The following is a 14,077-nucleotide window of genomic DNA, read 5'->3' as shown; positions in this document are numbered from 1 at the left end:
GTCGACATGGTCAGGATCGTCGCTATGGCCGCTGCGGCCTTCGGGCCTTCTTCCGGATCCAGCACGCCGCGGTTGCGGTCAGGTGATCCGGGTGGGGTCCTCGAGCCGGTGGTGGGCGTGCTGCTGCACAATCACGGGGCTATGAATTCATTGTTCTCGATTGTTCCGCTGGCGGTGGTTGACTCCGCGAATGTTCTGGCGCTGCTTGCGGTTTCCTTTGTGTGGATATCGAGCGCATCGCGGTGGGCGTATGCGAGGACAGCCGCGTCGTTCATGATCGGTGGGATCGGCGGGCTGGCGCTGACCCTGGTGTTCTCGTTCACGGTGATCCTGCAGCTGGTACACCGAGCCCTCGACTCTCTGTCTCCGACGGCTGTCGCCGTGATCGTGGTGATAGTCGCGCTACTGGTCATCGGTATGGCGCTGCACGGATTCCTCCGCCCACCGATGTCGCTGCCGGTGCATCGCGATCTGCATCCGGTCGCGGCCAGCGCGATCGGTCTGATCATCTGGACGGCCCAGTCGCTGACCTCGGCACCGTTCTACGGGGCCATCGCCGTCATGGCCGACGAGACGATTGCCTCACGCCTGGGACTGTCGACGGTCTTCGTCGTGATCGCGGTTGCGCCCGTCGCCGCACTCGTGATCGCGCTGCTGCTCTGTCCCACCGAGGCCGGACATCGCATGCTCGCCCACCTGCAGGCAGCACTGCCGATGACATCGCGGGTCGTCGCGGCAATCCTCATCGTCGCCGCCGTTGTCGCAGCCGCCATCGGACTGACGATCATCCTCAGATAGCCGCGCGGGCTTGCACACCCATCACCGTGGATGTGCTCACGAACAACCCTCGCGCCGGCGTGGTGACCGGCCTCGGTCACCGGGTAGAGCCACACCGATCGAAACCGGCGGTCGCTCCCGCCTCGGGGGTTTGCCGCCCGGTCGGCGCTGCGTCGAGAAAGGTATCGATCACGGCGAAGGTGGCCTCGGGCTGTTCCAGGTGTGGTAGATGCCCTGCGGCGCCGATGATTTCGAGGCGAGCGTTACCGAAGGCGTCGGCATAGGCCGCGCCGTAGGCGGGCGTCACGATCCGGTCGCTTTCACCCCAGATCAGCAACGCCGGGATGTCGACACCTCCGAGCCGCGACGCCAGTCCAGGATCACACATATCTTGCGCGATCAATTGCAGCACAGCCATATTCACTCGCCGAGCGGCCAGCTGCTCGGCCGGCACCAGCGCCGGATCCTGGTAGAACCGGCCGGGATCGTGATACGAGTACTCCGCCACTTCACGCGCATCGAGTGCGAAGAAGTCGACGATCGGCTCGCTCTCGACCCGGATTCCGGTGGCATTGATCAGCACTACACCGCCGACAAGCCCCTCCCGGTCTCGGACCGACATCTCGGCCGCGATCCACCCGCCGATCGACGAACCGACCACAACCACCTCCCGCACGCCCCGGGCCGCCAGCATGCCCAAGTACAACTCGGCCAGCGCGCCGATGCTGGTCACATCCCGCGGCCGTGACGTCCCGTCCCAGCCCGGATGTGTCGGCGCCAGCACATGCGCCCGACCCGCCAGATGTTCGGCCAGACCCGCGACGGTAGCTGGTCCCCCACCGCCATGCAGCACGAGAACCATTGGGCCACTGCCCTTTTCGAACATCCGAAGCTCACTGTCGACACTCATCTCGACCACTCCCTTTCTCTCGCGGGCTCGCCCGCCGCCTCCGACGACTAAATATGTTTATAAAAACCACCTTATACGCGGTGCTACGTTGATGTCCATGCCGATCGACCCCCAAACCCTTGGCCGCGCCGTCAAACAGGCCCAATACCGCCACCACCGCGCCCTCGACACCCAGCTGGCAGCGATCGGCACCAGCCTCGCCCAATGGGACGCCCTCCGAGCGATCGCCCGCAGCCCGGGAGCTTCCGCCCGAGTTCTGGCCGAGGAGACCTTCCAAACCCAGCAAGCCTTCGGAACACTGGCGACCCGCATGCAGGCACGTGGCCTGATCGAACGCACTCCAGGCCACGGCCGCGCGATCGAACACCGCCTCACACCACATGGACAACACATCCTGCGGGCAGCCAACGACGTCGCCGACAAGGTCCTGACCGCGTCGTTCGCCGCACTCTCCGAACACGAGCGAACAGTGCTTCTGGAACTACTCCACCGAATCGGCGACCGACCAGACGCGGTGATCGAGGGCACGCGGGAACGCGCCGGCGAGTAACGGCGCGACCGCACCGGCCGCCACCACTGAACCACACACCCGCGTAGGCGGTGGCTACGTGAGCAGCCTCCGCTGCCGGGCCGCCGCGCCGAAGACACTCCCAAGTCGTCGGCGCGACGAAAATCCGCGGCGACCGGGCGACGTAGCAACGATTTCCCGTTCCGGGGCGCCGGAAACAGATCAATGGCGTGCTTGCCCTGCCGAGTCGGTCGGCGCCGTCATGTCAGGGGCCGCCAGCTCCAGGTCGTAGAGATCTCGAGAGGGTCGACGGGCGTGACCAGTCGCGGGAGGGTGTTGAGGCCGTTCGGTGGCCCCGTCTGCGGTTCGACGCAGACCGCCCGGGGCTGCTGGTCATAGACGACCACCCATTCGGCGGCGCTGGTGACCTTCAGTTCGAGGGCGCCGGGCCAAGTCAGGGTGACATCGACGCCGTCGGGCATCCCGAAGCAGTCGTCCCAGGGACCGGGCAGGGGGTTGATGCGCTCACCGGTCGGCAGATAGTCCCGGCCACGGGATTCCTGCCAGGACGCACGAAAGTCGATCTCGACATCCTCGCCCTTGCCGAGGTTGCGCAGGAACCAGGGATGCCAGCCGGCCTGCGCCGGAAACGAATCCGCCGAGGCTTCGATCCCCAGAGTGAGTGTCAGAGAGTTCCCGCCGAGTTCTACCAGCTGCGTGATGCGGCCGGGGTAGGGCCATGGATCAGCAAGGTCGACGGTGAATGCAGCTGTCGTGTCGTCCGCTCGGGCGGTGTCCCACGCGGAATCCCGGCCGGTGCCGTGGATGGCGTGCGGCGGATGGTTGATGGGCATCTGGTGGACGTCGTCACCGTTGCGGAAGCGGCCGTAAGCGAGGCGGCCGCACCAGGGCACCATCGGAAACGCGCCGTATTCGGTTCCCTGGCGGAGCAATTCGATGCCGTCAACGGTCATGCTGCTGATCCGGCATCCGTTGCCGGGGTCGATGGTGACAGCAGCGTCGCCCTGTGCGAGTCGTACGATCTGCTTGGCATTGGTCACCACCCTGACGATACGGTTCGAAGCCCGATAGCCAGGAGGCCACACCGGGACGCGGTGCGCTGTATTCGGACCTACACGCACAACCTTTCCGTCCCGACGACCGACGACAGGTCAGAGGTTGGGGCGGCGCTGGGCCCAGGGCTGGGCCTGCTCGAGCTGCGCGGCCAGCCGGATGAGTTGTCCTTCCGCCCCGAGGCGGCCGACGAATTGGACGCCGATCGGCAGCCCGTCGGGAGTCCAGTGCAGTGGCACGCTGATGGCGGGGCGGCCGGTGATGTTCGCCAATTGGGTGTAGGGAACCCAGCCCAGGTTGTCGTGGATGAGCTGGTCGACGATCGGTGTCCAGCGCAGTAGCCCGGCGACACGGGCGGTCAGCAACAGTCGCTGGGCGGTGCGCAGCGTCGGTGAGAGGCCGAACGCCCCGATCCGAGGTGGTGGAGTCGCTGTGGTCGGTGTGAGCAGCAAGTCGTAGGACTCGTGAAATTCCGCCAGCCGCCGCACGTACCGGTGCCGCCGCTCGACGGCGCGAGTCAACTCGACGGGCTTGATCGCGCGCCCCAGCGCGGCCATGAGCCGCGTATCGAGTTCGAATCCCCCCTCCCCCACGCCCCCAGTCGCTTTGGCCTCGTCCACCGAGAAGGCACACTCGACGAACCAGGTGGTGAGAAAATCCTTGGCCAAGGCCGCGTCATCGAACGGAGCGCGGGCCAGCTCCACCACGTCATGGCCGAGGCTCACCAGTAGTTCGGCCGCTCGGTTCGCCGCCGCCACGGCCTCGGGATGTGGGGCCGGAGTGACCGAACTGGCTGTGCACACGCCGATCCGAAGGCGCCCAGGATCGCGTTCGACCTCCGCGAGATAGCTCCCTTGCTCGCGTGCCACCAGGTACGGCACGACCCGAGTCGGCCCGGCCAGCACATCGAGCATGGCGGCGGTGTCTCGTACCGAACGAGAGATGACACCATCGGTGGCGGTTCCACCCAGATACTCACCGTGCACGGGACCGGCCGGGATCAGACCGCGAGAAGCTTTGAGCCCGAGCAGCCCACAGGCCGAGGCCGGAATTCGGATCGAACCACCGCCGTCGCCGGCACCCGCGCACGGCACGATGCCCGCGGCCACCGCCGCCGCGGCACCACCGGAGGAACCGCCGGGCGTGTGGCCGGTGTTCCACGGATTGCGCGCCGGACCGAACAACTCCGGTTCGGTGATTCCCTTGGCACCGAATTCGGGGGTATTGGTCTTACCGAAGATGACGAGCCCGGCATCGAGCCACCGCTGCACCACCGTGGCATTCTCGGTCGCGGGAATCGACGCGAGCGCCCGCGAACCGCCGCTGGTGGGATAGCCGGCGAGATGTTGATGCAGGTCCTTGATGAGGAATGGCACCCCGGCGAAAGGCGCGTCGTCCACCTCGACAGCACAGGCCGGATCGACATCGGCGACGATCGCGTTGATCCGCGGATTGACTTGGGCCGCCCGCGCCCGCGCCGCCTCCAGCAATTCGGACGGCTCGGCCTCACCCGACCGCACCAGCGCAGCCAGCGCCATCGCGTCCGAACTCGTGTAGGCATCCACACCGGCACCCTATCGGGAAGCGACTCGGCGCACGGGTGATCGCGCGTCGATTCGGCTGCGCCGCAGCGCTGCACCCGCCCTCCGAGGAGTGGATCGTGTCGGTTCAGGGTGTGGCTTGGACCCGGATCGGTTCATCGCCCGCGAGATCGCCTGCGGGATTGTCGATCTCGTAGTAGGGCGGCTCGCCGTCGAGGTAATGGGCGACATCGAAGTAGTCGTTGCCGGCCAGGTCGAGGCTCCCGGTGGTCCAGGCGAGCAGGAAGTCGGTGACCGGCATGGCGGTGAACAACCACGCGGATTGGTGGACGTTGGTGAGGATGATCGTCCACACCGCCGGATCCGGTCCGGAGTACCACAGCAGATAGTCCCCGCCCTCGTGAGCGCCCCACTGGATCAGCTGTGCCGGTTCGATCGACACCCCGGCCGGCACCGCGGGCTGCCATTGCGGCAGCAATTGTTCCGGTGGCAGCAGGTCGCCGCGGGCTCGGTGGGTGCGGGCGGCGAGATCGTCCCATTCCTCGGGCGCGGGGCCCAGCAGCCGGAATGCGTTGCACCACAGAACATCGCCGTAGGCATCGTAGAGCCGCTTGTATTCGGCCGGCAGCTCGACGCCGAGCTCGGCCTCGGTCGCCTCCCACGCCACCGGCGGCCGTGCCCGTGGCGGCGGGAGGAAGGTGGTGAGCTCGTCGAAGGCGGTCATCGTCTCGATCCTGTGAGAAATTCTGGATCAGCACGGGCCCGGGATTCCATCCCTGGTCGCCGATCGCCCACATCAGGATGTAGTCGGGGATGGCGTTGTCGCCGACGTAGAGCGGAATCTTGCCCAGCGAGACGTTCTGCTGCGGGATCCCGTCGGCAACTCTGGCGCCGCTGACGACCTTGCTGATCTCGACGTCCCAGTCGCGAATGATGCCGGTGTTGATCGCCCCGAGTTCCGGACGGATCGGCAGACCCTACCGGCGCCGCGACCACCAGCATCCCGAAGACGCCGAGGACGACAGCGAGAACAGCTACAGTTTCGCTAACGAAACGTCCTGTCGAAGACGACATTTCACCCCTTAACGTCACCGACTTCGATCGGTCAAGAGTGACCGCCGCCACTGGCGAACACCGACGCGATCGGGGCGCTCAGCCCCAGCGCACAATGAAGGCTCGAGTCATCGCAGAGGAGGGTGGGGGCTCGATGGCAAACATGCGCTGTCAGCCGTCTGCGTGTAGGTCGGCCCTGGCAGCATTGGCGAAGGCCTCCTCGGCTTCTATCAACTCCTTTTCCACATTCGGGTCAAGTGGCTGGAACCGCATCAACGGCGCCTCCAGCCTGTCCAGAAGCCCCCCGATTTTGTCCGTCTCTTTGGTGACTCCGGCGGAAGACAAAAAGTTTATTTTTATCTGAGCTTTCACAGCCGTTTGGTGAGCATCGTGCAGTTCCTTCCACTCGCCCGAGGAGGAGACAGCGCTTCTATCCGGAAGGCTCGGTGAAGACAGGGCCCTTGACACGACGTCAGCTCGTTGTATGAGATCGTTCAAAGCGTTCATGTACTCGGTATACGCCCCCTCTTGTTCCTTTGTCAGAAACTCTTCTCGGGATCGCGTATTTGCACTTTGTATCTGTTCTCTGACGGAGTCGGACGCCGACTGCGCCGTATGAGAAGTCGTCACGATCGCGACCACTCCCGTGACGATCACGGCCGCCAGGGAGGAAATTTGGTTTATGCGAGCAGCTCGGATGGCAGAGTCCGGCTTCTTCCTTTTCTTCTTACGCTTTTTCCGTGCCGCCCGATCGGTTCGACGATGACGCCACCACAGCAGCCCGGCGCCACGGCCGGCGCCGATGGTCGCCACCCTCTCAGGTACCGAGCCACGCTTGTCGTCGGCGATCGCGTCATCCGAATATTCGGTATTCTCCGAGGCCGGCCCGGAGGCAGTAGGTGGTGATTCCAGCAAGAAAATGTCCCCTACCCCGCCGAGCCCGTGTCCGGAAAGCAAACCCAGGTCTGTTGCTGCTGATCCTGCGGCGCGACTCCTCCCGGCAGACCACCGCCGCCACTGCCGACAGGAAAGGCCACAGGGCTACCCCAACAACGTATGTCATCCATGAGCGTGCGGAAGATATCGATCGCCCCAGCTATAACGGGTTGCGCGGGGTCACCGGACACCGAGCTCGGTTCAGCGGAGCAAACTCCGGTGCTGCACAATCCGATTATCAGAGTAGAGCAAGCTGCGATCTTCATCGTGATTTTCATCAAACCCCCGCCTTTCGAGATCTGCCTTATGCGACCGATGAACCATACACCCGAGCAGAGTTGAACAACACTTCTATGCGAAAAAATCGGAAGCGCTGGTTTCGGGCCAGGATCAGTAAATTTATAGGCTAACATGCCAATAATCAGGGATGGAATCATTCAATTGAAGGACAGCCCGGCCCTAATAGGTGAACCAAGCAAGTTCAGCTTCTACCGCATTTGCCGGTCGGCGCATTTCCCTTCCCGACCGACACCGCACTCATCCCACGGAAGATGCCGGTCGGTGTCGGCCGCAATGGCACGGTGGGCATCGCTCGAATATGTTCACCCTCGATAGATTCCGTCGACCAGCACGGGCGCGGCCGTACTGGCGTTCCACTGCGCGGCGAGGTGGACGTCACGAGCCAGCCCCATGTCGGTCAGTTCCCGGCCGGAGATCGCCTCGGCCAGAAGTGCGGGCAATTCGCTTGCCGCGGAGCGGAATCCGATGGCGGCAAGTCGGGCCTCCGGTGAGCCGTCGCCATCGTGCGCGAGTAGTGCGGCGGAAATCGCGCCCGCGCCCAGGTGGTCTTCGAGGCTCGGGCGCAGCGGCCCGTCGACGATTCCCCACCGCTCGCCCGCCGGAATGATGCCGACGGGCCGATCACCGGCGGCGGCGATCGCGGCCGTCGCGACCGCATCGGCATTGCGGAGCGAGCCGGCGAACACAGTCGTATCGAATCGGGCGGCACAGGCCGATAGCGTCGCGCCGTTCGGTGACGGCAACGCCAGCAACGTGCCTGCCGGAAGTTCGACCAGGGACGAGGGACTCAGCGACCATCCACTGTCGTGTTTCGCAGCGGCCAGCACGGCACCGGCTCGCTTGGCTACGACGGCGGCTCGGGGATCGGCGCGCCGCAGCGGTAGCGGCAGTACCCGACCGCCCCGGGAGACCGCGATGTCCACCGATGTCGAGAAGGAAAGAACATCGACGATGATCAGTGCCCCGCACTCCGGGCCGAGCTGCTCGACTCCCTCCCGCCCCCACTCGAGGCGGATGCGGTAGTTCTGCTGCCGGAAGATTCCTGCGTTCACTCCCATGACCTTTCGCTGATGCCAGGGCTGATCGCTGCGCCACACCAACGATCCGCGCTACACCACGGGCGGCCCGACGACTCCGGCGGCCGGACCACATTCGCCGGCTCCGACGAAAGGTCGACACTCACCGTCGCGAATCGTACTGCCGCGGCAGTCGTGTCGTTTGTTTAGTCGACCGTGAGCCGCTGCGGTCCGCGCCGACGCCACCATCACGACGAAGCGGAGCAACCAGCACCGCAGTGCCCCTTGGACCGAGGCAAGACTCGACTCGTCTCGGCCCCAACCTGAACCACAAGCCCAGCGCAATCCCCACCGCGGCAAATTCTGAAACGCGTCCGCTTCGCGCGTCCGGCGTCCGATGAGACACTGGTACCGGGTATCGCCAACTGTCGGCGATACTTTAGGGTCGGCTGATGCCGCTCTTGGTTGGGAGACGTTCGTGCAGTACATGCCTCATTTCGAATCGGATATCGCCGCCATGCACACCGAATACCAGTCACTTCTGCACGGGGATCGATGGTCGCTGCGCGCGCTGTTCAGCACCGACGACTGCGATATCGCCGAATACTGTGACACTTTCGCGCCGAACCGGTTCGGCGCCGAGGCGTGCGAGGCGGTCGAGACGTTCTGTCGCAGACACCGGATCTGGCTGGAAAGCGGTGGTGCCGCCTACAATTCGATGACACCCTACCTGCATCCGCGCACGATAGACCTACCGCGGATGACGACGATCGGTGTCTACAACGCGATCCTGTTCGCGCTCAACGACACGGTGGGACGCGAGAAGTTCAGCCATCTGTCCGAGGACGAACGTGCGCAGGCACAGCGGGAGGTCGACCATCTGTGTCGATTATTCGAGTCCGGCCGGATCCGGCCGGACATCTCCACGCCCATTGTCGAGGCGAGCGTCGAATTCCTGACGACCCTCACCGAGCAAGCCGAGCCCGTATGGTTGCAGCGATTCCGCGCATCGACGATCGACCACCTGCGCTCGGCTATCCGCGATCAGAACGTCGGCGCGCGCGGTGACCTGCTCAGCGTCGACGACTACATCGCCCTGCGAAACGAAGTCTCGGGGATGTACCCCGCCATCCAGCTGTGCGAGTTCGCACGCGACACCACCCTGCCCTGGGATCGGCTCACGGCCGCCGGCCTCGCCGAGGACCTCCGCACGCTGGAACGCCTGACCGCCGAGGTCGGCGCCCTGATGAACGATGTCTTCTCCTTCGAGAAGGAAGTCATCGTGGACCGTTCGGATTTCAACCTCATCTCGATTCTGCTGCTCAATACGCCCGGCGCGACGCTGGCCGACGCCGTGCTCGGCGCGGCGCAGATCGTGCGCGAGCGATTCACACACTTCCGCGCGCTGCGCCAGGACCTCCTGGACCGCTGCGCCGCACTCGGTCCACCGCTGGCCACCGCCGTCACCGCCTATGCCGACGACCTCGACCAATGCGTGCAAGCGAGCTGGGTGTGGCAATGCGCCACCTCGCGCTACAAGGGCCGGTCGATATTCGCCGAAGCCCACCACACCTGAGTAGTCCGCCGATGACGTGACGAATCGGGCATGCAGTACCTTTGATTGCAGCGTCTCGATCAGCAGTACCAGCCAGGGGAGTATCACCGGGCACCCGAAGTAGCAGCACAAGCGCATCGGACATGGGGAGTTGGAGTGGATGATCTGAGCACGGCACTCGCCCAGCAATGGGAGCGCGCGCTCGCGACGATCACCGCCCATCCTTCCTACGCCGACGTAGAAATTTCGTTTCTGCGCGATCTGCTGGAAGAACTGCACGCCGGTCTCACCGCGGAGATCTTCGACGCGGCCGCCGGATCCCGAGCGGGAGCGGCGCTGGCGGGTGCCCGGCTCACCGATCCGGCGGTCCCGGTCGTGTCCGCCCCGGTTCTGCACAGGCTCACGGAATTCAGCGATCACCCCGATACCGACCGGCGCATGGCCGCCCTGCTCGTCGCGTTCGGCCACGGCCACCACTTCCTGGCCGAAGCGATCCGGGCCGACGATGTCGAGGAAGGCCAGCGCCGGTTCCGGCTCGTGTTCGACCACGCCTCCATCGCCATCGCTATCGGTGACACCAACGGTGTTCTGCTGGAAGCCAATCCGCATCTGGCCGACATGATCGGCGTACCGGTCGACTCGCTGCGCGGAATCAGCGTCTACGACTTCGCCCACCCCGACGACCAGGCCGCGATCCGCCAGATGGTCTACGACGACCTGGTACCGGCCAGGGCCGGTACCGCGAAGATCGAACGGCGCCTCCAGCGCGCGGACGGCAGCACAGGATGGGCCACCTTCGCGATCACCTATGTCCGGAGCGCCTTCGGGCCGGACTATCTACTCGCCATCGGTGAGGACGTCACCGAACGCCACCAACTGCAGGAGCAGCTCCACTACCAGGCGCGCCACGACGCCCTCACCGAGCTGCCCAACCGCCGACACCTGCTCGACACGCTCAGAGCGGTGATCTCCGCGGCCGGCGAGAACGATCTGATGGGGCTGTGCTTCACCGATCTGGACCACTTCAAGGAGGTCAACGACCGATACGGTCACGGTGTCGGCGATCAGGTGCTGGCCACCGTCGCTCGTCGCCTGCACGACAGCCTGCAGGACGACGGATGCCTGGTCGCCCGGATCGGCGGCGACGAGTTCGTCACCCTCATCCCGCCCCCGGCCGATACGCGACGGGTCTCCGCTGTCGCCGATCGCCTCCGCGGCGCACTGTCGCACCCCCTCATCGTCGGCGGGCACAGGCTCCACATTTCCGCCAGCATCGGCGCCGTCGTCACACCGGTCGCCGGCAAGGACCCCGAATGGCTGCTCGACGCGGCCGACACCTCGCTGTACGACGCCAAATCCGGCGCCCGCGGCAACTGGATCCTGCACACCGTCCACGCTGCAGAGCCCGCCGGCGAGGGCTTCGACAGCGATTATCCGGCGGCCGGCAACACTCGGTAGACGATCTCCACGCCACCGCCGTCCAACGGCCGCGAACTCTCGAATTCGAGATCGGTCCGCGGGTCCAGCGAATCGGTCAGGCGTACGCCGCTGCCGACGAAGAACGGCAGGATCACGAGCTCGAGTTTGTCGACCACGCCGAGCGCGCGATAGGTCTCGATCGTGGCGGGCCCCCCGATCAGGTGAACATCGCCGCCGCGATTGGTCGCACGGACCTTCTCCAGCAGCCGCACCGGATCGTCGTCGATGGTCACCTCGTCGGGCGTGCCGTCGGGCCGGCGCGAACCCAGCACGAAAACCTCCAGGTCCGGCCACGGCCAGCGATCGGCGGACAGCGCCGGTTCGAACGTCGTGCGTCCCATCAGGGCGGCCTCGCAGGTGCGCAGAAATTCGGCGATGCCGTGACTGCCCGGACCGTGCACCGGGTCCACGACCTGGGGCGGCCAGCCGTCCGGAGTCGTCACGTAACCATCAGCGGTCATGCACAGGCGGGCCAGGATCTGCATCGGTTCATCCATTCTGTCGAGTTCGCAGAAGAGACGACGCGTGCGGCCGAAAATCATCGGCGGTTCGGTGCGTCCACGCCAACCGGTGGTGGCAGGCGGCCCTTCACTCGCCCCGGTAGCGCACCTGGAATTCCTTGATGCCGTTCAACCAGCCCGACCGTAACCGCCGCGGATCGCCCAGCTTGGTGATGTCGGGGAGGTGGTCGGCGACGGCATTGAAGATCAGGTCGATCTCCAGTCTGGCCAGATTGGCCCCGATGCAGAAGTGGGCGCCCGTACCACCGAAGGCCAAGTGCGGATTGGGGTCTCGGGTGATGTCGAAGGTGAACGGAGCGTCGAAGACCTCTTCGTCGAAATTCGCGGATCGGTAGACGATCAGTACCCGCTGCCCCTTCCGGATGCGCACGCCGCCGAGTTCGGTGTCCTCCAGCGCGGTTCGCTGGAACGTACTCACCGGCGTCGCCCAGCGGACGATCTCGTCGACGGCGGTCTTGGGCCGCTGTGTTTTGAAAAGCTCCCATTGGCCGGGATTTTCGAGGAATGCGATCATTCCGTGCGTGATCGCGTTACGGGTGGTCTCATTGCCCGCCACGGCCAGAAGGATGACGAAGAAACCGAATTCCTCCGAGGTCAGCGCTTCCCCGTCGACGTCGGCGTGGACCAGTTCGGTCACGATATCGTCGGCGGGCCACGACTTTCTGTCTTCGGCCATCTGCCAGGCATAGGCCAGGAGTTCGGTAGAGGCGGCCAGCGGGTCCACGCCCGCATACTCCGGGTCGTCGTAGCCGATCATCTCGTTGGACCACCGGAAGATCTTCATCCGGTCCTCCTGCGGCACGCCGATCAATTCCGCGATCGCCTGCAACGGCAGTTCGCATGCCACCTGCGTGACGAAATCACCCGCGCCCGCCTCGGCGGCCGCGGCCACGATGGCCTCGGCGCGGGCGGACAACTCCGCGCGCAGCCCGTTGACGGACCGCGGGGTGAAACCTTTCGAGATCAGCTTGCGCATCCTGGTGTGCTGCGGCGCATCCTGATTGAGCAGGACGAGCCGCTGCATATCCATCCGCTCGGGGGTGAGTTCGACGCCGTAGCGCGGCAGCGCGGTGTTCTCGGCATTGGAGAACACATCGCTGCGCCGAGACACCTCTTTGACGTCGGCGTGTTTGGTCACGACCCAGAATCCGTCGTCCGGAAAACCGTCGCTGTGAGGCGGCTTCGAATTCCACCAGATCGGAGCCGCACGACGCAGTTCCGCCAGCTCTTCGACCGGCACCCGCCGGGCCCACATATCCGGATCCGTGACGTCGAAATTCGCCGGGATATCGGGACGTGTCGCACGCATATCAACCACCGGACCGTCATCGCTGACTGAAACAGGTTCTAGAGGTATTCAAGCACAATCACCGCGCCCTCGGACGCGATCAACGGACCCAGTCCCGCAAGGACTCTCGCCGACCGCCGCACCGGTTTCATGAGGCCTGTGAAGCAGGGAAGGTTCCGGTCTCACCCCCGATCGGCGACCGCTGACCGGGAAATATCGGGAGTGCCGGGTCGCGGCGATGGCAGGCTCGGGATATGACTTCCGTCGATACCCGCTCGGTACCCGAATTACTGGAACTGCCCACCGAACACGGCGTGCTGCGCTACCGCGACAGCGGCGAGGGCCCGCCGCTGCTGATGCTGCACGGGTCGGGGCCCGGTGTCACCGGCTGGCGCAACTTCAGCGGTAATGTGCCGACCTTCGCCCGGCACTACCGCACGCTGGTGCTCGAGTTCCCCGGATTCGGGGTCAGCGACGACTTCGGTGCGGCACATCCGATGATGTCGGCGCAGCTGGCGGTCACCGCGTTCCTGGACGGACTCGGGCTCGAGACCGTCCGGATCATCGGCAACTCGATGGGCGGTTTCGTGGCAACGGAATTCGCTCTCGCCGCGCCGCGGCGAGTCGACCGCCTGGTCACCATCGGCGGCATCGGCACGAACATCTTCAGTCCGCAGCCGGGCGAGGGGATCATCCGGCTCAGCGAATTCGTCGAGAATCCGACCCGCGACAGTTTGGTCGCCTGGCTGCGCTCGATGGTCTACGACCAGACTCTGCTGACCGAGGAGCTGATCGAACAGCGCTGGCAGCAGGCCACCGAACCCGGCGTCCTGGAGAATTCACGGCGGATGTACGGCCGCGCGGCGCTGGCGCGCATGGCAGAGGGAGCGCGCGCCGCCGATGTCACGCCGGGCTGGGCGAATCTGCGCCGGATCGCCGTCCCGACGCTGATCACGTGGGGGCGCGACGACCGGGTGAGCCCGGTCGACATGTCGCTGATCGCGATGCGGACCCTGCCCCACGGCGAGGTGCACATCTTCCCGAACTGCGGACACTGGGTGATGATCGAGCAGAAGCAGGCGTGGGAGGCGACCGTCTCGGCGTTCCTCGCCCGCTAGT

Annotated in this window: 13 protein-coding genes; 5 read left to right on the top strand and 8 right to left on the bottom strand. The window is 65.4% G+C overall.

Going from position 1 to position 14,077, the window contains the following annotated elements; all coding sequences use genetic code 11:
- The first annotated feature begins 273 nt into the window (after positions 1 to 273).
- Positions 274 to 798, top strand: coding sequence for a hypothetical protein (locus tag IRT45_RS07500; protein WP_194805143.1), 525 nt, complete (start codon positions 274 to 276; stop codon positions 796 to 798).
- A 76-nt stretch (positions 799 to 874) separates the two neighbouring features.
- Here the strand turns inward: IRT45_RS07500 and IRT45_RS07495 are convergent, their stop codons facing one another.
- On the bottom strand, positions 875 to 1,687 hold the full coding sequence (locus tag IRT45_RS07495; RefSeq protein ID WP_194805142.1) for an alpha/beta fold hydrolase: 813 nt from the start codon (positions 1,685 to 1,687) through the stop codon (positions 875 to 877).
- Between the two features lie 97 nt (positions 1,688 to 1,784).
- Here IRT45_RS07495 and IRT45_RS07490 point away from each other — a divergent pair, with 97 nt between their 5' ends.
- Entirely contained in the window at positions 1,785 to 2,237 is a 453-nt protein-coding gene (locus IRT45_RS07490; protein ID WP_194805141.1) for a MarR family winged helix-turn-helix transcriptional regulator, read from the top strand.
- 218 nt (positions 2,238 to 2,455) lie between these two features.
- Here IRT45_RS07490 and IRT45_RS07485 read toward each other — a convergent pair whose 3' ends face one another.
- From IRT45_RS07485 to IRT45_RS07465, 5 genes are all read right to left on the bottom strand, one after another.
- Positions 2,456 to 3,259, bottom strand: coding sequence for an aldose 1-epimerase (locus tag IRT45_RS07485; RefSeq protein WP_309240831.1), 804 nt, complete (start codon positions 3,257 to 3,259; stop codon positions 2,456 to 2,458).
- 108 nt (positions 3,260 to 3,367) lie between these two features.
- Complete coding sequence (locus IRT45_RS07480; protein ID WP_194805315.1) at positions 3,368 to 4,807, bottom strand: amidase; 1,440 nt, start codon at positions 4,805 to 4,807, stop codon at positions 3,368 to 3,370.
- Positions 4,808 to 4,937: 130 nt separating this feature from the next.
- Positions 4,938 to 5,534: an SMI1/KNR4 family protein gene (locus IRT45_RS07475; RefSeq protein WP_194805140.1), complete on the bottom strand. Its 597-nt coding sequence runs from the start codon at positions 5,532 to 5,534 to the stop codon at positions 4,938 to 4,940.
- Between the two features lie 500 nt (positions 5,535 to 6,034).
- The gene (locus IRT45_RS07470) at positions 6,035 to 6,778 is read right to left on the bottom strand and encodes a hypothetical protein (RefSeq protein ID WP_194805139.1); all 744 of its coding nucleotides are present in this window, start codon (positions 6,776 to 6,778) and stop codon (positions 6,035 to 6,037) included.
- Positions 6,779 to 7,401: 623 nt separating this feature from the next.
- Positions 7,402 to 8,151, bottom strand: coding sequence for a 2-phosphosulfolactate phosphatase (locus tag IRT45_RS07465; protein WP_309240830.1), 750 nt, complete (start codon positions 8,149 to 8,151; stop codon positions 7,402 to 7,404).
- A 451-nt stretch (positions 8,152 to 8,602) separates the two neighbouring features.
- Here IRT45_RS07465 and IRT45_RS07460 point away from each other — a divergent pair, with 451 nt between their 5' ends.
- Together IRT45_RS07460 and IRT45_RS07455 are read left to right on the top strand one after the other, a co-directional pair.
- Complete coding sequence (locus tag IRT45_RS07460) at positions 8,603 to 9,691, top strand: terpene synthase family protein (protein ID WP_194805314.1); 1,089 nt, start codon at positions 8,603 to 8,605, stop codon at positions 9,689 to 9,691.
- Positions 9,692 to 9,826: 135 nt separating this feature from the next.
- Positions 9,827 to 11,128, top strand: coding sequence for a sensor domain-containing diguanylate cyclase (locus IRT45_RS07455; protein WP_194805137.1), 1,302 nt, complete (start codon positions 9,827 to 9,829; stop codon positions 11,126 to 11,128).
- Here the strand turns inward: IRT45_RS07455 and IRT45_RS07450 are convergent.
- On the bottom strand, positions 11,101 to 11,646 hold the full coding sequence (locus IRT45_RS07450) for a dihydrofolate reductase family protein (RefSeq protein WP_228533921.1): 546 nt from the start codon (positions 11,644 to 11,646) through the stop codon (positions 11,101 to 11,103). The genes IRT45_RS07455 and IRT45_RS07450 overlap by 28 nt on opposite strands.
- Before the next feature lie 91 nt (positions 11,647 to 11,737).
- Positions 11,738 to 12,979 (bottom strand): cytochrome P450, encoded by a 1,242-nt coding sequence (locus tag IRT45_RS07445; RefSeq protein ID WP_194805136.1) that lies wholly within the window; start codon positions 12,977 to 12,979, stop codon positions 11,738 to 11,740.
- Positions 12,980 to 13,212: 233 nt separating this feature from the next.
- On the opposite strand from IRT45_RS07445, the gene IRT45_RS07440 reads away from it, so the two are divergent.
- Complete coding sequence (locus IRT45_RS07440; protein ID WP_194805135.1) at positions 13,213 to 14,076, top strand: alpha/beta fold hydrolase; 864 nt, start codon at positions 13,213 to 13,215, stop codon at positions 14,074 to 14,076.
- Position 14,077: the final 1 nt, after the last annotated feature.

The sequence above is a fragment of the Nocardia sp. BSTN01 genome (assembly GCF_015354405.1).
Classification (GTDB): domain Bacteria; phylum Actinomycetota; class Actinomycetes; order Mycobacteriales; family Mycobacteriaceae; genus Nocardia.
This window is presented reverse-complemented; position numbering and strand designations above follow the sequence as displayed.